The following is a 19,300-nucleotide window of genomic DNA, read 5'->3' as shown; positions in this document are numbered from 1 at the left end:
AGCGTGCAGTTACGCCGCCAGGCGAGGAGTGCATACTTGAGTACCATGCCAGCTCAGCATGGATCCCCGCCTTCGCGGGGACGACGGAGGGGGCGGCGGCGATGGCGCAGGCGCAGGCGATGGCGATGGCGCAGGCGGCGGAGCCGGCAAATTGGATGGCCCGATTAAATTCTGGCAAAATAGTACGTTTGCGCCAAGATTGTGGCGCCACGCACGGCAGTAGAAGCGGCAATAGTAAAATTTTGATAACCTACCGAGGATATTTATGCAATTGGTCAAAACCACCCGAGATACCCTTCTCCGGCCACTGCAGATCGTGAGCGGTATTGTCGAGCGTCGGCACACTATGCCGATTCTGGCCAATATCCTCATCCGCAAAGACGGCGACAACGTCTCCTTCCTGTCGACCGACACCGAAGTGCAGATCACCACGCACGCGAGCATCGGCTCGGGCACCGAAGTGGCCGGCACCACGGTCGCGGCGCGCAAGCTGCTCGACATCCTGCGCGCGCTGCCCGAGGCCGGCGACGTCACCATGACGCTGGTGAACAAGCGCCTGACCGTGCAAACGGGCAAATCGCGCTTCGCCCTGCAAACGCTGGCGGCCGAGGAATTCCCGACCGTGGCCGTGGCCGACACCTTCAACGCCAGCGTGACGCTGCCGCAAAAGACGCTCAAGCACCTGTTCAACATGGTGCACTTCTCGATGGCGCAACAGGACATCCGCTACTACCTCAACGGCCTGCTGCTGGTGCTCGAGGGCCGCAACGTGATCGCCGTGGCCACCGACGGCCACCGCCTCGCGTTCTGCCAGGTCGAGACCGAGCAGGAGTTCGAGCGCCACGAGGTGATCATCCCGCGCAAGACCATCATCGAGCTGCAGCGCCTGCTCGAAGAGAACGACCAGCCGGTGCAGCTCGACATCTCGGCCAGCCAGGTCAAGCTGACCTTCGCCGACATCGAACTGGTCTCCAAGCTGGTCGAGGGCAAGTTCCCCGACTACACGCGGGTGATCCCGAAGGGCTACAAGAACGACTTCACGATCGGCCGCGACGAGCTGCTGCGCTCGCTGCAGCGCGCCGCCATCATGACGAGCGATAAATTCAAGGGCATCCGCTGCATCATCGAGCCGGGCATCATGAAGATCAGCTCGACCAACGCCGACCAGGAAGAGGCGGTCGAGGAACTTGAGATCGACTACGGCGGCGATTCGGTCGACATCGGCTTCAACGTCACCTACCTGCTCGACGTGCTCAACAACCTCAAGTGCGATCAGATCAACATCGCGCTGGGCGACTCGAATTCGTCGGCCCTCATCTCCATCCCCGACAACGCGGACTTCAAGTACGTTGTCATGCCAATGCGTATTTAATTGGCTTCGCGGGAGGGTGTTTATCCAACGCCTTCCCGCCGGTTCGTTTGAATAGTGTTAATCAGTTTGTCGCATCGTTTTAGAGAAAGCAGTCCATGTCCGAGAACCCGCAAGATTTGCCCACCCCCGCCGTCGAAGTAGAACAAGAATACGGCGCCGCCCAGATTCAAATTCTGGAGGGATTGGAAGCCGTGCGCAAGCGCCCGGGCATGTACATCGGCGACACCTCCGACGGCACCGGCCTGCACCACCTCGTGTTCGAGGTGCTCGACAACTCGATCGACGAATCGCTGGCCGGCCACTGCACCGAGATCCACGTCACGATCCACTCGGACAACTCGATCTCGATCACCGACAACGGCCGCGGCGTCCCGACCGGCATGAAGTTCGACGACAAGCACGAGCCAAAGCGCAGCGCGGCCGAAATCGTCATGACGGAGCTGCACGCCGGCGGCAAGTTCGACCAGAACTCGTACAAGGTCTCGGGCGGTCTGCACGGGGTTGGCGTGTCGTGCGTTAACGGCCTGTCGAAATTGCTCAAGCTGACCATCCGCCGCGACGGCAAAGTGCACTACATGGAGTTCGTGCGCGGCGTGCCGCAAAACCGCGAGATCGAGATCATCAACGGCATGGAGTGCTCCCCGATCAAGGTGATCGGCGAGACCGACCGCCGCGGAACCGACGTCCATTTCTGGGCCGACGAGCAGATCTTCACGCACGTCGAATTCCACTACGAGATCCTGGCCAAGCGCATCCGCGAACTGTCCTTCCTCAACAACGGCGTCAAGATCAAGCTGACCGACCAGCGCACCGGCAAGGAAGAGCTGTTCGCCTTCGAGGGCGGCACCCGCGGCTTCGTCGAGTACATCAACAAGGCCAAGACGGTGCTGCACCCGACCGTGTTCCAGGCGACCGGCGAACGCACCTCGGACCAGGGCACCAACATCAGCGTCGACGTCTCGATGCAGTGGAACGACGCCTACAACGAGCAGGTGCTGTGCTTCACCAACAACATCCCGCAGCGCGACGGCGGCACCCACCTGACCGGCCTGCGCGCGGCCATGACGCGCGTGATCAACAAGTACATCGACGAACACGAGTTCGCCAAAAAGGCCAAGGTTGAAATCAGCGGCGACGACATGCGCGAAGGCCTGACCTGCGTGTTGTCGGTCAAGGTGCCGGAGCCGAAGTTCTCGTCGCAGACCAAGGACAAGCTGGTCTCGTCGGAGGTGCGCGGCCCGGTCGAGGAGATCGTCGCCAAGACGCTGACCGACTACCTGATGGAAAAGCCGAACGACGCCAAGATCATCTGCGGCAAGATCGTCGAGGCCGCGCGCGCGCGCGAAGCCGCGCGCAAGGCGCGCGACCTGACGCGCCGCAAAGGCATCATGGACGGCTTGGGCCTGTCGGCCAAGCTGGCCGATTGCCAGGAAAAAGACCCGGCCCTGTGCGAACTGTACATCGTCGAGGGAGATTCGGCGGGCGGCTCGGCCAAGCAAGGACGCGACCGTAAATTCCAGGCCATCCTGCCGCTGCGCGGCAAGGTGCTCAACGTGGAGAAGGCGCGCTTCGAGAAGATGCTCTCGTCCGAGCAGATCACCACCCTCATCGCCACGCTCGGCACCAGCATCGGACCGGACGAATTCAACGTCGACAAGCTGCGCTACCACCGCATCATCATAATGACCGATGCCGACGTCGACGGCGCCCACATCCGCACCCTGCTGCTGACGCTGTTCTACCGCCAGATGCCGCAACTGGTCGAGCGCGGCCACATCTACATCGCGCAGCCACCGCTGTACAAGGTCAAGGCCGGGCGCGACGAGCGCTACCTCAAGGACGACATCGAAGAGGCCAGCTACATGATGACCGTGGCGCTCAACAGCGCCTCGCTGACGCCGCGCGAAGGCGCGGACCCGATCGTCGGCGAGCCGCTGGCCGAGCTGGTGCGCCAGTTCAACCTTGCCAACACGATCATGATGCGTTTGACGCGCGTGATCGACCGGGCCGCGCTGACCGCCATCATGACGGGCGTGCAGCTCGATCTGCTGACGCAGGAGAACGCGGAAAAGTCGGCCGCCGCGCTCGAGGCCATGATCGGCGATTTGGCCGTCAAGGTCAGCGTGCGTTCGGACGAACTCAATGAGAAGCACGCGCTGCGCATCGAGCGTATGCATCACGGTAACGTCAAGGTCAGCTCGATCGACGCCGACTTTGTCGAGGGCGCCGATTACGCGACCCTGGCCAACGCGGCCGCCACGTTCCAGGGTTTGATCGGCGAAGGCGCCTTCATCCGCCGCGGCGAGGGCGAGCGCGTCAAGGAATCGGCCGTGGACGACTTCCACCACGCGATGCAGTGGCTGCGCGACGAGGCCGAGCGCACGGTTTCCAAGCAGCGCTACAAAGGACTGGGCGAGATGAATCCGGAGCAGTTGTGGGAAACCACCATGGATCCGACCGTGCGCCGCCTGCTCAAGGTGCAGATCGACGACGCGATTGCCGCCGACCAGATCTTCACCACGCTGATGGGCGATGAGGTTGAGCCGCGCAGGAATTTTATTGAGTCGAATGCGCTGCAGGCGGGCAATATCGACGTTTGATCAAGTCGTCAAACGCGCATTGACACAAGGCCAACCTCGGTTAAGGTTGGCTTTTTTACGATCCTGCATGACGGACATGCTTTCCAAACCGATCGGTTTTTTGGCTGTCGCGGCGAAATTGCTCGCCGCTGGGTTCAGACCCTATAAACTTTCGAGAACGCTCACCCACTCGTCAAACCGTGGACATTGTTGTCGAATACGCGGCAATCCAATTTCAAGAGCAATCAAGACCCCGAATTGCGGCTTGGCATATTCGTACTGCGGCCAACGCGCTATTAACCGCTTCGATGGCGCGGTCGAGCGCGAATTATTGACGTTCTCCGGACCTGCGCACAGGGCCAGTTCCCGCTGCCAGGCCTCGATCACGATTTGCGGCACGTCCGCATATTTGAATGCAGCCAGGTCGCTAAACAACAAGGCCTCATATTCGTGCAACTGAAAATAAGGGATCAAGTTTGGCTGGGAAATGCTGGCGGCCAAGCTGGCCTCTAAAGCCGCGACCTGCAAGAGCGCGGGCTGATTGTTATTCCAGTTTGCGATGCCGGGAAAATCCGACGGCAAGCCGTACAGGTCAAACATTGTCGTGACCTTGGCGTTCTGGTCATGCCGGCACCAGCGCTTAACCTGGTGAACAATCTTGCCAAAGCTAACCACGCCACCCTTATGGCCTTTACTGGTCTCGATGATGCGCGGGGTTAAGTAGACTTGCAATGCCACCAGATGCGGCGCTAGCAGTTCCCGGACAAACGTTTCTTCGGTTTGCCCCTCGACCAAAATGTTCACACGCGTATGGTTGCCGGCCATTAGCGCGGTCTCCCGCCAAAGACATTGCGCTTCCACAATTCACCCAATGTGTATTCATCAAGCCAGTCATTTAACTGGGCTGAGTCAAGGCGCTTGAAGGTGGATTGCTCGCCTTCACGATCGACAACGATCACGTGCTCCGGGTCGAATTGATCGAGCAATTCTACCGATTGCGTCGAAACGATCAATTGGTGCTTGCTCGCCGTCTGCCGCATCAGCGATGCAAGCAATTCAATTGCGTAGGGATGCAAACCGAGTTCTGGCTCATCAAACAGTATTGTCGCGGGCATCAATTCGTCTGGCTGCAGCAAGACTGCGGCAAGACAAATGAATCGCAAGGTGCCGTCCGAGAGTTGATGGCCCAAGAAGGGGAAATCACTGTCCTTTTCGCGCCATTCCAATTGGATGGAATGGGGGTCAAGCGGATTCGGACGCAACTGGAAGTCCGCGAAAAATGGCGCGACCAGACGAACCGTGTCAGCAATTCGCCGGAAATGATCGGGGAACTGGTGCAGCAAGCGGTACAGGTAAGCCGGGAGGTTTGATCCGTCCGGACGCAGCCAGGCATTGTCGTTCAAAGCGCAGCGTTGCTTCATCGGCGCGCTGTCGCTGGTGTCGTGAAAATGATAGACAATCCAGCTCTTTACCGACGGCACGACGTAGCGCGCCACGTTGGGGTGACTGCCTTTCGTCGATTCGGTTTCAGCATGGCCGGCGCCTAAGGGAAAGTCGCGGCCAGTGTAGTCCCAGTAGAACTGCTCTTTGGAAAAAATGAATCCATTGCCTTGCGTGGGTTCGAGCGCGAGCTTGTATCCGTTGTTACCGAAATACATCTCAGCTTCCATCTGCGGCGTCTTTTTTCGGCCGTGGTGGAGGAATGCGTCGGGTCCGCCGTTCTTGGCGACGTAATAGTTCAACTCGCTCGCCATCAAGCGTGCCAACAGCCGGAAAAAACTGATGAAATTGCTCTTGCCCGCGCCGTTCGCGCCAACCAGCACATTCAAATTGCCGAGCGTGAGACCCTCCATCGAGCGAATCGACTTGTAGCCACGAATGGTGATTTTACGAATAGGATTCATGCGGTGTCATTCGTATGGGGGGATGAGAACATCATAACGCAGCTGTCTTCCTGCCGCGATCCTCGTCCAGCCGTGCCTGCGGTTTGCCGGTTGAGTTCAAACCGGGCGTGGGCGGCGGCCCCGGCACCAAAGCTTCGCATGCCGGCTCGGACGCGCCGCCCCTTCGGTTCAAGCCGCGCAACACTTCTTGTGTTTTTTTCCCGACCCACACGGACATGGATCGTTGCGGCCGATCTTGTCCGACACTGCCGGCCGCTGGGCCTCGATGCGCCCGCCCAGGGTTTTCATCGTCTGCTGGCGTCGCGACAGGCGCGCGAAATAATCGGTGTGGCGCCGCCGGTACGCATCCCACAAACGTCCCAGCAACGCATGGCCCTTTCTGGTCGGAACCATGACCACTTGATCGGACAAGTTGACGACCACATCCCCGGGCGATTCGATTCCGTCGGGCGCCAGGAATTGGATGTCCACCTCCCCGCATGCGCAAGAGGGTGTCGGACAATAGAAATCGATGGCGTTGTAGCTCACCCCGTCGATGCGGTAGATGTCCATCCGCACGCCGTGGCAAACTTCATCCCATCCGAGCCGCTGGCCGGGCTTCCACCCGGCGACCGTGATCGCGGGCACCCGCAGCACCGCCTCCTCGGGATCGGGCAACCCTTTTCCGCGATACCACAGCCGTCCGATCGATTCGAGCACGTCACCATCGATGCGCCTGGCCACCTCGGCGATGTCAGGATGCAGCGCCAAATCGAGCGGCGCGGTCCCGCGCACGGCGGACACGCAGGCCGAATCGATATCGAGTTCGAACAAGGTCTGCTCGTCGACGGGATCGGGCGCGAACTCGCCCCCGCTCTGCATGGCTTCGTTGAAGGCATCCTGGCGGCGCAGCAAGGCCTGTTCGCCATCTTGGCTTGCCAAGATCCTCGCGCTCCGGCACGGGCATGCCGGCGTGCGGCAAGTATGGACCGATATCCAGATCGGCGGCGCGCCGGCGAGCTCGAAAACGCCATTTTCCGGCGTGAATGGCCCTTGATCGGCAGGGGAAGGTTGGATATGTTGGTCGTTCATGCAGGGGGATCCGGATGGGGTTATGCAGCGGAACCGTCAGTTTAGCCGATCGACACGGGACCGCTCCAGATTCGGAGCGCTACTCGGCGCGCCCCCCCCTAAAACCACGTCCCGCCATGGCCCGGCTCGCCGCCGACGATGCGCCAGTCCTTCAGCCAAGCATCGGCCTTTTCCGTTTTTAACGCCGCCGAAGGTGTCGAGGTCCGCCTCGACGCATTTGACGTTGGCCCGCATCTGGGCGATGTCGGCGCGCCGGCCATGCACCATCGCCTTCGGCGTGTGGCGCCGGCCAAACTCAAACCACGCTTGAATAACGTTTTTTGCGGTTGGTTCAAATACGATTTGTTGTTACGGGGTCAGCTTCACGCTGACGTCATCCACAGCCAAAGTCAGCCTCTTCAAACGGCCCCGTCGTGTTGGCGAGATAGTCAATAGGTAAAACAACCGTTGGTGGTTTTGTCACCCATCAAGATGAGTGGTAAACTCAATTTACATCTTCTGGAAGTGGAGACAGAACCTCCATGCAGTATTTGCAAGGCATGGTCATTCGATGCATATATTGCAACTCCCCGCAGCGAATAGCATCGATAGCAGGGCATCATGCACTATTGCAACGTCGTCGATCAGCTCGCCGATTTTTCAAAAAATTTGAACGGATATATGAAACAGCGCAAACGCCAGGCGAAATGGCGTCGATATGGCTTCTTAGGATAGAGAAAATGAAACATGCATGCGCGGCAGGGATTGCCACAGCCACTTTTCTGTTGATGGCCTCGTCGGCTGCGATCGCCCAGGAGTCAAAGCAAACAATCGCAAGCGCGCAACAATTTTTGAACATGGTGCTTCCTGGAAGGGTATATTCACCTGCCTACGTCAAAGAAAAATTGAAGAAAGCTCAATCCTCGTCCGAGACGGAAATGATGATACTTGGCAAGCCAACCTTGGTGAACGTCAGTGCAAGGGTTTCCTGTGTCTCGAACTGGACGTTTCAATACCCCTCCGATACGAGAATTTCTGTTTCAGTCCGCGGGCAGGGAAGGAAGTATTATTCGCTTTCGTCGTCGGTACCGGAACTGAACGGCATCGTGGGCGATCCGCAAGGCGTTCATTGGCGTACGCTCGAGCGCGTTACCGCGTCCGGAACTTTCGTTATACTTAAATTCAGGGGAGATTCAACCAACTCAGAGATCGATGGCGGTGACTATTCGCTTGCATCTCGCGTCGGCAGAGCGCTGGAGTTCTTGCGCGCGCATTGTGCGGAAACCAACGATACGGGCTTTTAGCTAGTCTGGCAGAGCAGGAATTTTATCGGGTCGGACTTTTTGCGCGCGATTGAAATCGAAACCTGTTCGTTCCGGCCCTCGGCGCGCCGGATCTGCTGGCGCATCTGCGCGCAGCCACGGCGAATCCAGGTCTTGATGGTACCGAGCGGAAGCGCCATTTCGTCGGCCACTTCCGCATGCGTCAGATCCTGGAAATACGCCATTTCGATGGCGGTCCTTTGCAAACTGCCCAAGGTGCCCAAACCAACGTCCATCAGTCGGCGCACCTGCACGCCCTCGAGCGACTCGCATGGCGTCGCGCCCGTGTCGCGCAAGTCCATCATGGCGCCGTCGCAGTCCTGCAGCGAAATGCACTGATTGCGGAATTGGTTGGCGCGCAGTTGATCAAGCGCCTTGTTGCGCACGATGGTCGTCATCCAGGTAATCGGCGAGGCGATCGCGCTATTGAAGGTGTGCGCGTTTTTCCAGATCGAGATGAAGCTCTCTTGCAAAACGTCGTCTGCGACCGTGTGGTTTTTCACGATCCGCAATGCGCTTGGCAGCAGCCGCGCCACGGTCATCGCGTACAGTTCGCGAAAGGCGCCGCAATCGCCCTCGCCGATCCCTTTTAGAAGGATAACCAGGCGCTCTGCTTGGATGGCGCGTGCGACAGTGGTCATGATCTAGCGGGTCCCGAGGAGAAGTATTTTTGATAAATATGGTGTTGAATGTTTGCTGCTTCTCCTTGTTTATACCTGCCGCCACCGGCGTTTAATGTGACCTGGCTAACACAACTGGCAGCTTGCTTCCCAAGTTCAAGATTTTTTTCACAATTAATTAATCGACAAATAACTGCCGCGTGTTTTGTCCATGCGACGCGCGTCACCCTTAGTGGCAACAGGGAAATTAAGTGTTTTTTGTTGAGGGAGAAGGCGGCGCCAAAGTCCCCGAATTGCGCCTCGAGAAGACAACCTCGACCAAGCTTAAAGCAAGGATAAATGGCTTTGGCATGAGAAGTAATTAGCTATACTTCAACTCCGTCTCCATTCACCAAGGTCGCCCTTGAAACTGCAATCGCTCCGCGCCCTCGCGCTCGGCTTGGCCGTGGTCAGCCCGCTTACACTTGCGCAGGATTTCAAAGTGGCCATCAGCGGTGCGCCGACCTCGCTCGCCCCCCGCTTCTACGCCGCGATCCTCGAGTACCTGATGTCGGGCCAGTACTGGATCAGTTTTTTCCCGGGCCTGTCGCTGCTGTTCATCGTGGTGACCATCAATGTGGTCGGCTCCCAGCTGGGCGACGTGATCAACCCACGCTTGCAGACCCAATGAGCACGCTGCTGCAGGTTAAAGGCCTGCGTACCGAATTCGCCACCCGCGGCGGCACCGTCAAGGCGGTCGACGACGTCTCGTTCGAGGTGCGCCCGGGGCAGATCATGGGCCTGGTCGGCGAGTCAGGCTCGGGCAAATCGATGACCGGTTATTCGATCATGGGCCTGATCGACCCGCCCGGCAAGGTGGTCGGCGGCAGCGTGCTGTTCAAGGGGCGCGAGCTGGTCGGCCTGGCGCCCGAGCCGCTGCGCCAGCTGCGCGGCAACCGCATCGCGATGATCTTCCAGGACCCGATGATGACGCTCAATCCGGTGCTGCGGATCGACACCCAGATGATCGAAACGGTGCGCGCGCACCGCCCGGTGAGCAAGGGCGACGCGCGCGACATGGCGCGCGCGGCGCTGGTGCGGGTCGGCATCGCCGCGCCCGACGAACGCCTGCTGGCCTACCCGCACCAGTTCTCGGGCGGCATGCGCCAGCGCGTGGCGATCGCGATCGCGCTGCTCAACGCGCCCGACCTGATCATCTGCGACGAGCCGACCACCGCGCTCGACGTCACCATCCAGGGCCAGATCCTGTACGAGATGCAAAAGCTGTGCCGCGAGTCGGGCACCGCCCTGATCTGGATCACGCACGACCTGTCGGTCGTCGCCGGTCTGGCCGACACCGTATCCGTGATGTACGCGGGCCGGATCGTCGAGAGCGGCACCACCGAACAGGTGCTCGGGCAGCCGCGCCACCACTACACCCACGGCCTGATCGCCTCGGCGCCGTCGCGCAATGTGCGCGGCGAGCCGCTGCGCCAGATCGCCGGCATGACGCCGTCGCTGCTCAACCTGGGGCCTGGCTGCGCCTTCCGCGCGCGCTGCGGCGGCGCCACCGACATCTGCGCCGTCGCGCCACCTTTGCTAGCCGAGGGCGGTCGCACGCTGCGCTGCTTCAACCCGCTCGCCCCGGAGGCGCCATGACCCAGCTGAACCCACCTCCCGCGCCCGGCGCGCCCTTGCTCGAACTGCGCGACGTCAGCAAGCGCTTTGTCGAACCGCTCGACCTGGCCGGCAAGATCGCCCGCGGTTTCGGCAGCAAGATCGGGCCGCAGGTGGTCCATGCGGTCGACCGGGTCTCGCTGTCGATCGGGCGTGGCGAGGTGGTCGGCCTGGTCGGCGAATCGGGCTGCGGCAAATCGACCCTGGCGCGAATGGCCGTCGGCCTGCATTCGCTGACCGAAGGCTCGCGCTGGTGGCGCGGCGAGCGGCTCGATACGCTTGGCGCGTCGGAGCAGCGCGTGCGCCAGTTGCCGATCCAGATGATCTTCCAGGACCCGTACGCCTCGCTCAACCCGCGCCTGCGGGTGCTCGACATCGTCGGCGAGGCGCCGGTGGTGCACGGCATGGTCGCGGCGTCCGGCAAGCGCGAGTACGTGGCCCGCATGCTCGACCGGGTGGGCCTCGACCCGGCGCTGATGCAGCGCTTTGCTCACCAGTTTTCGGGCGGCCAGCGGGCCCGCGTGGGCATCGCGCGCGCGCTCGCGGTGCGGCCGGAGCTGCTCGTGTGCGACGAGGCGGTGGCCGCGCTCGACGTCTCGATCCAGGCGCAGGTGCTGAACCTGTTCATGCAGCTGCGCGCCGAACTCGATCTGACCTACCTGTTCATCAGCCACGACCTGGGCGCGGTGCGCCATGTGTCGGACCGGGTGGTGATCATGTATCTGGGGCGGGTGGTGGAGTCGGCGCCGACCGAGGAGTTGTTCGGGCACGCGCGCCATCCGTACACGCAGGCATTGCTGGCGTCGGCGCCCAGGCTGGAGGTCAAGAAGACGGCGTTCATCGCGGTGCGCGGCGAGATTCCGTCGCCGCTGAACCCGCCGTCGGGCTGCCATTTCCATCCGCGCTGCCCGCACGCGATGGCGCGCTGCGCGACCGAGGCGCCGGCGCTGGTGGAGCACGCGCCGGGCCATTTTTCGGCCTGCCACCTGGACGTGTGACAAGGGACCCTGCATGGATCGCAAAGACAGCAACGCGAGAACCAAACCCACATCGCCCTCGTGAAAAGCAACCCCGTCAGGTGACCAGCTTTAAAAACGGAATCCGTATGCGCATGACGAAACCGAGCTTTTCGTACAGCGCGCGCGCCTTCGGGTTGGCCTCGCCCACATGCAGGAACGGGATCGCGCCTTCGGCGGCAATATCGCGCACCTGGCGGCCGATCAGTTGCCGCCCGTAGCCGCGCCCCGCATAGCCGGGATGCGTGCAGACCGCGCTGATCTCGCGGTAACCCTGCGGCTTGAAACGCTGTCCGGCCATGGCCACCAGTTTGCCGCCGTCGTGGATGCCGATGTAGTTGCCCAGGCTCGCCGTGCGGGGCCGGAAATACTCCGGATACACAAGGCCGGTCAGCGCGAGGACGTCCGGAAAATCGCCCTCATCGAGCACCCGCATCGCGCCCCCGCCGACCGGCGCATATGCTTCGCCGCCATACACCATCTGCAAAATCGCGGCCTCCTGCACCACGGTCCAGTTGTCTGGTAGCGCCGGAAAGGCGCCGACGAAATACACGGTCTCGCCCGCACGCACGCCATCGGCCCCCGCGACGCTATCGCCCGCGTGCCTGACCGCGCAAAACGGCGCGACCGCCGGTGTAAAACGCTTTAACGCGCCGAAGGTTTCGGCCAACGGCGCCTGCACGCTCGTGAGCGCCGTCCATATCGGGTTATCCAGGCCTGCAACTTGATTCATTCCGACTCTCCGAACGCCGGCCGCGCGCTGACACCAGCGCCAGCGCGGGCGGCAAGATTGTTTGCTTGTTTGGGGAAGGGGCGCCTTGTTCTCTTGCGGCGAAGTGTGCCGGCATACACGCAATCCTTCGCATTGCGCTGCCGGATCAGCCGGGCCTGCATGCCTTCGGCCAGGCCGGCGCCCCGCGCTGCAACCGCCCAAGCCGGCGGGCGGACACGCCGCGCTGCAGACTGGAAAAGTTGCCATCTATGGCAGGGCAATGAGCAATTTCTCAACGGAAATTAATTTTGCGCACAGAAAATTTCGATGTAGAAAAACAATTATTGTGACGTGTAAAGTCGCTCGAAAACAACAGCAAGCGCGATATAAGTACATCAGGCAATTGGCTCGCTGTATATTCGCTCGCTGTTGGCGTTTCTTTTGATCTGTCGCAACCCGTGACCGGTCGAAGGCATAACAACAAATACAAATATAGCAAGGTGGCTTTAAGAAAGTTACCAATGGCACAAGACTTTACCGCAAGTCTACAATTATCGGGGATTAAAAAATGATTTTTAAGCAAAAATTGGGCGTCGTTTCCGTACGTCTGGCGCTGGGTCTGTTGGCTGGATCGGGCATTCTGTCTTACGCGCAAGCACAAGAAGCGCCAAAAGCGCCTTTGTCAGTTGAGCAAGAGCGCGCCGCCGCCGCAGCCGCCGCAGCCAAAGCCGCCGCGACCGCCGACAACGGCATCCAGAAAGTGTTCGTCACGGGTTCGAACATCCGCCGCATCAACATCGAAACGGCCTCGCCGGTCCAGATCATCACCCGCGACGAACTCGTCCGCGGCGGCGCCACCTCGCTGACCGAAGTGCTGCGCACGATTTCCTCGAACGTCGGTGGTGTCGACGATACCCGCACCGGTGGTTTTTCGGCGGGCGCGTCCGGCCTGAACCTTCGCGGCATCGGAAGCCAAGCAACCCTGATGCTGATTAACGGCCGCCGCCTGGCGCCGTACGCACAGCCTGAATTCCAAACCACCTTCGTCGACTTGAACTCGGTGCCCATCGGCGCGGTCGAGCGCATCGAGATCCTGAAGGACGGCGCATCGGCCATCTACGGTTCCGAGGCGATGGCAGGCGTGGTCAACATCATCCTGCGCGAAAACTTCGAAGGCCTCGAACTGAGCGGCTCGCTCGGCGAATCGGGCAAGCACGACGGCCGCCAGCAACGCGCGACCATCAGCGGCGGCTTCGGCGACCTCGTCGCCAACAAATTCAACGTCTACGCCACGCTCGACGTGCGTTCGCGCGATCCGATGTACCTGCGCAACCGCGAAGGCTACCTCGGCACCCAGAACTGGACCGACTACGGCTACCGCGATAACCGCAATCTGTACACCTTCCCGGGCAATCTGTACTGGACCGACAAGGCGACCAACACCTTCAAGGCCAAGTCGCTCGGCGAGTGCCGCCCCGACCGCCTGGTCCCCGCCTCGCGCCTCCTGTCGGCCGGCTCCCAGGGCACCGTCTGCGTCTACGACGACATCCAGGACAGCAACCTCGCCAACGCCGGCAAGACCGACCGCATCGGCCTGACCACCCGCGCGACCTGGGCCATCAACGCGACCACGACCGCATGGGTCGAGGGCATGCTTCACCGCAACAAGTCGACCAGTTCCGGCACGCCGCACTGGGTCGCCGGCCAAGTCGGCCAGCCGACCGGGGCGCTGCCACTTAGCCATCCGCAATTTCCGGCCGAACTGAAAAACCCCGACGGCACGCTCAACACCAACCTGATCGGCGGCAACGGCACCGTGCGCGTGCGCGCCTCGCTCAACGACTTCCCCGGCCAGGGCCAGAGGAACGTCACCGATTTCAACCGCTTCCTGGTCGCCATCAAGGGCACGGTTGGCAAGTTCGACTGGGAGTCGGGTTTCCTGTCGACCTCGAGCGAAGTGAAGTCGGCGCGCTCGAGCGGCCTGCTGTTGAAGCCATTCGTCGACGCCTACCATGACGGCTCCTTTATCTTTGGCAACAGCGCCGGCAACGAGGCGCTGCTCGCCAAGATCCTGACCAATTCGGCATCGGGCTTCAAGTCGGGCGTCCAGCAAATCGACGGCAAGCTGTCCGGCGAGCTGTTCGCGCTGCCGGCCGGCCCGATGAGCTTCGCCGCCGGCATCGAGTTCCGCCGCGAATCGCTGTCGACCAATCCGGATCCGCTCAGCGTCGCCGGCCAGCTGTACCACACGGCCCAGTCGCCACCGGGCTTTAGCAACGACCGCCGTGTGGCGTCGATGTTCGGCGAGCTGAACATCCCCGTGATCAAGAACGTCGAGGCGAGCCTGGCCGCCCGTTTCGACCGTTACTCGGACTACGGCAATTCGACCACGCCGAAACTTGGTCTGAAGTGGGACGCGACGCCAAAGCTGATGTTCCGCGGCACCTACGCCGAAGGCTTCCGCGCGCCGACGCTGGTGGAAAACTCGACCGACGTGCGCAATGCCTTCATCGGCTTCCGCGATCCCGAGCGTTGCAACGCCAAGTTCACGCTCGGCTGCTCCGACCAGAGCCCGTACCAAAGCGGCGCCAACGCCAATCTCGGACCCGAGACGGCCAAGAGCCAGACCCTCGGCATGGTATGGGAGCCCGCCAACTGGCTGCTGGCCACGGCCGACGCATGGCGCATCACCCGCATCGACGAGATCGGCACCTACTCGCTCTCGAACGTGCTCAACAATCCGGCCCGCTACGCCAACGACCCGGCGGTCCAGATCACCCGCGCCGCGCTGACCCCGGCCGACGCCGCCGCCGGCGCCACCGCCGGTGAGATCACCAACATAAAGTCCTTGTTGACCAACGTGGCGGTCACCGACATCCGCGGCGTCGACATCGACCTCAAGGGCAAGTTCAATCTGGGCGCGTGGGGCCGTGTCGAGCCGAAGCTGTCTGTGATGTACACCCGCTCGTACCGCAACGCTCCGTCCCCGGACGACCTGCAGATCGAGTACGCGGGCACACGCGGCACGCCGAAGTACCAGGCGAACCTGGGCGTGGTATGGAAAAAGGCGAACTGGCAGTTGTCGGCCGACGCGGCGATGGTGGGCAAGATGTCGGCGAAAGACGACTTCACCACCACTTGCACGTTCGAAATCCAAGGCTTCCCTGCGCTGTGCGGCGACATCCCGTCGTTCACCACCTTCAACCTCGGCGGCAGCTATTCCGGCCTGCTGGGCATGAAGGACCTGAAGCTGAGCGCGGCGATCCAGAACGCGTTCGACCGCAAGCCGCCGTTCACCCCGTTCGACGGGGCCGGTTACTACCGTCCGTTGCACAATGCGATGGGCCGTTATTTCCAGGTCAGCGCCGATTACTCGTTTAAGTAATCTGAACTGAAAAAAGGCGCCGGGACTTCAGGTTGCGGCGCCTTTTTCTGTTTACAACGCAAATTCTTGCATCTCAGAATCAATGATTTCTAGGAGATATCTCTTGAAACGACAAATAATTCCCGTCCTAATGGCCGCGCTCCTCGTTGGCACCGGCATGGCGGCGACCACGGCGCACGCCGACAGCTCGATCCCGGTCGCCGATTTCTTTAAAAAAGCGCAGTTCGCAGGCGCCCCGATCCTCTCACCCGACGGCAAGAACATGGCGGTGCTGACCCCGCGCAACGGCCGCAACGTGCTCGCCGTGATCAACCTCGACACGCGCGTGCCCAAAGTGGTCGCGGCAGACCCGGACTGGAACATCTCGAACCCAATCTGGGTCAACTCGAACCGCCTCGTGTTCAGCATCACGCGCGGCAGCGACGAGGTGCTCGAAAGGCAGACCGGCGGCGGTTTGTTCGCCGTCAACACCGACGGCAGCGGCTTCAAAAAGCTGGCCATGACGATCAAGGAGGCCCAGGGCGGCAACGTCAAGTACGACGGCATCAGCGTGCTGCAACGGGCCGGCGGCGAGAGCGCCGATTTGTTCGTCGTCAACAACGAACGCGGCCGCGACGCCGACTTGGGCGCGAGCGACGTGTTCCGGCTCGACACGACCAACGGCAGAAGGACCCTGCTCACGTTCGACAACCCCGGCAACGTCAGCGGCTGGCTGCTCGACCATGACAATGTGATCCGGATCGCCTCGGCCTTGAGCGTGGCGCCCGGCACCAACCGGATCCAGCAGACCGTGTCCTACCGCGAATCCGACAAGTCGCCGTGGCGCCCGATCCACCAGGGCTTCCTCGACGAGGGCAAGGCGATGACGCCGCTCGGCTTCGACTTCAACAACAAGACCATGTATGTGTCGGGGCGCTTCAATGGCGGCGACCGCGAAACGGCCCATGTGTGGAATTTTTCGACCAACACGCCGGGCGAGATGATCGCCGACCATCCGCTGGTCGACGTCAGCGGCGGCCTGCTGTTCGACGAGGTGCGCAAGAAGATCATCGGCATGCGGGTCAATGGCATGAAGCCGGAGACCTACTACTTCGACGAGGACTACGCGCGCATGCAGGCGACCCTGAACGCAAGCCTGCCGGGCCAGGACGTGACCTTCAGCTGGCGCGGGGAGCGCGTGGTGCTGGTCGCGCGCGGCGACAACAACGTGGGCAAGGTGTATTTCTTCGACCTCAAAAAGCAAAGGCTCGAACCGGTGTTCGACTTCAAGCCCGAGTTCGAGGGCAAGCGGCTGTCGGCGCAAACGGTGATCGACTACAAGGCGCGCGACGGCCTGAGCATTCCCGCCTACCTGACGCTGCCCGAGGGCATGCCCGCGAAGAACCTGCCGCTCGTCATGTTCGTCCACGGCGGCCCGCACGCGCGCGACAGTTTCGGCTACAACCCGCTCACGCAGATGCTCGCCTCGCGCGGCTATGCCGTGCTGCAACCGCAGTTCCGCATGTCGACCGGCTTCGGCTGGAAGCACCACACGGCCGGCTGGAAGCAATGGGGCCTGGCGATGCAGGACGACTTGACCGACGGCGTCGAGGCGCTCGCCAAACAGGGCGTCATCGACAAGAACCGCGTCTGCATCATCGGCGCCAGCTACGGCGGCTATGCGACCATGTACGGCCTGGTGAAAGACCCCGACCTGTATAAATGCGGCATCAACTGGGTCGGCGTGACCGACGTCAAGATGCTGTTCACGGTCACCTGGTCCGACATGCGCGGCCCGTACATGGACAATATGGGCGCCAAGATGCATGGCGACCCTAAAACCGACGAAGCGTATTTCCAGAAGGTGTCGGCGATCGAGAACGCGGCCCGGATCAAGGCCCCGGTGCTGATGGCCTACGGCAGCGAGGACGTGCGCGTGCCGCTGATCCACGGCGAGAAGATGCGCGACGTGCTGCGCAAGCAGGGCAACACGGCCGAATTCATGGTGATGACGGGCGAAGGCCACGGCTGGCAAAAGGAGAGCAACAACATCCTCTGGGGCAACACCGTGCTCAATTTCATCGACCGCTACATCGGTCCGGGCGCGGCCAAGGGCAAATGAGGCCGGGTTGCATCGGCTTGCCGCGCGCTTGAATCGCGTGTTGAAAAATCCGGCCTGCGCGCCGGATTTTTTTTGCCCGGGGCCTGCAAGTCGGACCATGGTGCATCGCCCAATGTCCCCTTTTATTATATGGCAAGCCATGGAGGCTATACTGGCCTGTCATCCACCAACGCCGCTTACCATGAATGTGCTTAAGGGCTTATTCGGATTAACGAAACCGCTTCCCGCGGCCGTGCCGGCGCCGCCTCCGGTTGCTTGGAATATGATTCCGCATCTCGAGCACGTTTTGTCCTGCAGCGAAATCCCCCATCTGATCAGCTACGCCAAGGACGGTTCCGGCTATGTGCGCGAAGCGGCGATCAAGCGCTGCGTGGCCCTGGCGGCGCCCGAGCTGCTTCCCGCGATTGTCGCTTGCCTCAACGATTGGGTTCCACAAGTACGCCACGCCGCCCGTGCCGCGTCGATCACGCTATTGCCCTTCATACCTGCCAGCCACTGGATGGCGGTGCTGCCGTCAATCCACCAACTGCTGGCCGCGGGCAGAACCGACCATAGCGTCTGGCTCGCCACGTTCGAAGGCCATTTGCTCGAATGGCTCGATACCGACCATCTTGTCGAAGGTGTGCGCTGCGGCGATGCCAAAATGGCCAGGGCCTGCTTCCACATATTGGAACAGCACAAGCTGATAACGCCACCGGAGCTGCTTGCGCTGGCCCTCGGTTCACGCAGCGATATCGTGCTCAGCCTCCAAGCCGTGAGAATGTGCGCCCGCATGCCGCAACATATGCAGCCTGCCGCTTACTTGACGGCGCTCAGATCGCATTTTGGCGCGGTGCGCACGATCGCCCTGTCGGCATTGCTGGCGCCGCAGTGCGAAGCGAACGCACACGATATTGCCATGGGCGCTTTGTTCGACGTCCAATCGTCGGTCCGATCACTGGCGATCGCGTTCCTGCTCAAGCAAGAGGTCGATGTGGGCAGTGTTTATCGCCTTGCGCTCGAGGCGCGCTCGACAGTCAAGGTAATGCAAGTCGCGCTGACGTCGTTGGCGAGCTTGCGCCGCCCGGACGACGTGGCGCTATTCCAATCGTTCGCGCAGGATGCGAGCGGTCCGGTCCGGCTCGTCGCGCTCGCATCGTGGTTCAAAACCATCAATGCGGACAAGGACCTGATCGCGCTTGCCGCGCTCGCCGATGACGCACCCCGGGTACGCAAATTCGCAATTGATTTGGTGCGCAAGCATGGCGCGTATATTCCCATGTCCACGGCGCGTGCCTGTCTCGCGGCGCGGCGCGACTTTGCCTTGCTGTGGATGTTTTCTCAAAGCGACAAGTGGAATTGGATTGAGAGTGTCGCCCTTGTCGCGCTGGCCGGTCCACACGACAATTTGCTCAAGCCCGTACTAGCAGACGAGCTGGAAAATTGGATGCTGGCGGCCCACAGCCACAGTTTTACCAGGCCGACGCCGGAGCAAAAGAGTTTCCTCAACGCCCCCAGCACCCGCTCGGTTTTACAAACACTGGTCGGCACTGTGACGCCAGTCCTCGATCGCGAACTGGCGCTTTGGCCGCACGTTTGAAAAC

The 19,300-nt window shown here is 61.4% G+C and carries 14 protein-coding genes; 9 read left to right on the top strand and 5 right to left on the bottom strand.

The window, feature by feature from the left end:
* Positions 1-265 precede the first annotated feature (265 nt).
* Positions 266-1,372: a DNA polymerase III subunit beta gene (gene dnaN / locus C7C56_RS17920; RefSeq protein WP_106758733.1), complete on the top strand. Its 1,107-nt coding sequence runs from the start codon at positions 266-268 to the stop codon at positions 1,370-1,372.
* Positions 1,373-1,467: 95 nt separating this feature from the next.
* On the top strand, positions 1,468-3,972 hold the full coding sequence (gyrB, locus tag C7C56_RS17915; RefSeq protein WP_106758732.1) for a DNA topoisomerase (ATP-hydrolyzing) subunit B: 2,505 nt from the start codon (positions 1,468-1,470) through the stop codon (positions 3,970-3,972).
* A gap of 141 nt (positions 3,973-4,113) precedes the next feature.
* Here the strand turns inward: gyrB and C7C56_RS17910 are convergent, their stop codons facing one another.
* The 3 genes from C7C56_RS17910 to C7C56_RS29990 form a co-directional block, all read right to left on the bottom strand.
* Positions 4,114-4,776, bottom strand: a complete 663-nt coding sequence (locus C7C56_RS17910; RefSeq protein WP_106758731.1) for a DUF4276 family protein — start codon at positions 4,774-4,776, stop codon at positions 4,114-4,116.
* Entirely contained in the window at positions 4,776-5,855 is a 1,080-nt protein-coding gene (locus tag C7C56_RS17905) for an AAA family ATPase (protein ID WP_106758730.1), read from the bottom strand. The genes C7C56_RS17910 and C7C56_RS17905 overlap by 1 nt, the downstream gene beginning before the upstream one ends.
* A gap of 168 nt (positions 5,856-6,023) precedes the next feature.
* Positions 6,024-6,926, bottom strand: a complete 903-nt coding sequence (locus C7C56_RS29990) for an SEC-C metal-binding domain-containing protein (protein WP_229458842.1) — start codon at positions 6,924-6,926, stop codon at positions 6,024-6,026.
* 719 nt (positions 6,927-7,645) lie between these two features.
* Here C7C56_RS29990 and C7C56_RS28280 point away from each other — a divergent pair.
* Positions 7,646-8,209, top strand: coding sequence for a DUF2059 domain-containing protein (locus C7C56_RS28280; RefSeq protein WP_146204536.1), 564 nt, complete (start codon positions 7,646-7,648; stop codon positions 8,207-8,209).
* On the opposite strand, the gene C7C56_RS17895 is transcribed toward C7C56_RS28280, so the two are convergent.
* A complete protein-coding gene (locus C7C56_RS17895; RefSeq protein ID WP_106758729.1) occupies positions 8,206-8,868 on the bottom strand; it encodes a sigma-70 family RNA polymerase sigma factor in 663 nt (220 codons plus the stop codon). The two genes, C7C56_RS28280 and C7C56_RS17895, sit on opposite strands and share 4 nt — an antisense overlap.
* 382 nt (positions 8,869-9,250) lie before the next feature.
* Between C7C56_RS17895 and C7C56_RS30740 the strand changes: the two genes are divergently transcribed.
* Genes C7C56_RS30740 through C7C56_RS17880 form a run of 3 tightly spaced genes read left to right on the top strand, consistent with a single transcriptional unit; the run spans position 9,251 to position 11,501 of the window.
* Positions 9,251-9,517 carry a hypothetical protein gene (locus tag C7C56_RS30740; protein WP_106758728.1) on the top strand — a complete coding sequence of 89 codons (267 nt, stop codon included), beginning with the start codon at positions 9,251-9,253 and terminating at the stop codon, positions 9,515-9,517.
* On the top strand, positions 9,514-10,485 hold the full coding sequence (locus C7C56_RS17885; protein ID WP_106758727.1) for an ABC transporter ATP-binding protein: 972 nt from the start codon (positions 9,514-9,516) through the stop codon (positions 10,483-10,485). Before C7C56_RS30740 ends, C7C56_RS17885 begins: the two co-directional genes overlap by 4 nt.
* Positions 10,482-11,501, top strand: coding sequence for an ABC transporter ATP-binding protein (locus C7C56_RS17880; RefSeq protein WP_106758726.1), 1,020 nt, complete (start codon positions 10,482-10,484; stop codon positions 11,499-11,501). The genes C7C56_RS17885 and C7C56_RS17880 overlap by 4 nt, the downstream gene beginning before the upstream one ends.
* A gap of 76 nt (positions 11,502-11,577) precedes the next feature.
* Here the strand turns inward: C7C56_RS17880 and C7C56_RS17875 are convergent, their stop codons facing one another.
* Positions 11,578-12,252, bottom strand: a complete 675-nt coding sequence (locus tag C7C56_RS17875) for a GNAT family N-acetyltransferase (RefSeq protein ID WP_181373231.1) — start codon at positions 12,250-12,252, stop codon at positions 11,578-11,580.
* 658 nt (positions 12,253-12,910) lie between these two features.
* Between C7C56_RS17875 and C7C56_RS17870 the strand changes: the two genes are divergently transcribed.
* From C7C56_RS17870 to C7C56_RS17860, 3 genes are all read left to right on the top strand, one after another.
* Positions 12,911-15,616, top strand: a complete 2,706-nt coding sequence (locus C7C56_RS17870) for a TonB-dependent receptor (protein ID WP_181373230.1) — start codon at positions 12,911-12,913, stop codon at positions 15,614-15,616.
* Positions 15,617-15,719: 103 nt separating this feature from the next.
* Positions 15,720-17,717, top strand: coding sequence for a S9 family peptidase (locus C7C56_RS17865; protein ID WP_181373229.1), 1,998 nt, complete (start codon positions 15,720-15,722; stop codon positions 17,715-17,717).
* Between the two features lie 181 nt (positions 17,718-17,898).
* Positions 17,899-19,296 (top strand): HEAT repeat domain-containing protein, encoded by a 1,398-nt coding sequence (locus C7C56_RS17860; protein ID WP_146204535.1) that lies wholly within the window; start codon positions 17,899-17,901, stop codon positions 19,294-19,296.
* Positions 19,297-19,300: the final 4 nt, after the last annotated feature.

This window comes from Massilia glaciei (assembly GCF_003011895.2).
GTDB lineage: Bacteria > Pseudomonadota > Gammaproteobacteria > Burkholderiales > Burkholderiaceae_D > Telluria_A > Telluria_A glaciei.
This window is presented reverse-complemented; position numbering and strand designations above follow the sequence as displayed.

Excerpts from the sequence above, each read along its gene's own strand:
- dnaN (WP_106758733.1), top strand. The coding sequence starts at position 266 with ATGCAATTGGTCAAAACCACCCGAGATACCCTTCTCCGGCCACTGCAG.
- gyrB (WP_106758732.1), top strand. The coding sequence starts at position 1,468 with ATGTCCGAGAACCCGCAAGATTTGCCCACCCCCGCCGTCGAAGTAGAA.
- C7C56_RS17910 (WP_106758731.1), bottom strand. The coding sequence starts at position 4,776 with ATGGCCGGCAACCATACGCGTGTGAACATTTTGGTCGAGGGGCAAACC.
- C7C56_RS17905 (WP_106758730.1), bottom strand. The coding sequence starts at position 5,855 with ATGAATCCTATTCGTAAAATCACCATTCGTGGCTACAAGTCGATTCGC.
- C7C56_RS29990 (WP_229458842.1), bottom strand. The coding sequence starts at position 6,926 with ATGAACGACCAACATATCCAACCTTCCCCTGCCGATCAAGGGCCATTC.
- C7C56_RS28280 (WP_146204536.1), top strand. The coding sequence starts at position 7,646 with ATGAAACATGCATGCGCGGCAGGGATTGCCACAGCCACTTTTCTGTTG.
- C7C56_RS17895 (WP_106758729.1), bottom strand. The coding sequence starts at position 8,868 with ATGACCACTGTCGCACGCGCCATCCAAGCAGAGCGCCTGGTTATCCTT.
- C7C56_RS17885 (WP_106758727.1), top strand. The coding sequence starts at position 9,514 with ATGAGCACGCTGCTGCAGGTTAAAGGCCTGCGTACCGAATTCGCCACC.
- C7C56_RS17880 (WP_106758726.1), top strand. The coding sequence starts at position 10,482 with ATGACCCAGCTGAACCCACCTCCCGCGCCCGGCGCGCCCTTGCTCGAA.
- C7C56_RS17875 (WP_181373231.1), bottom strand. The coding sequence starts at position 12,252 with ATGAATCAAGTTGCAGGCCTGGATAACCCGATATGGACGGCGCTCACG.
- C7C56_RS17860 (WP_146204535.1), top strand. The coding sequence starts at position 17,899 with ATGAATGTGCTTAAGGGCTTATTCGGATTAACGAAACCGCTTCCCGCG.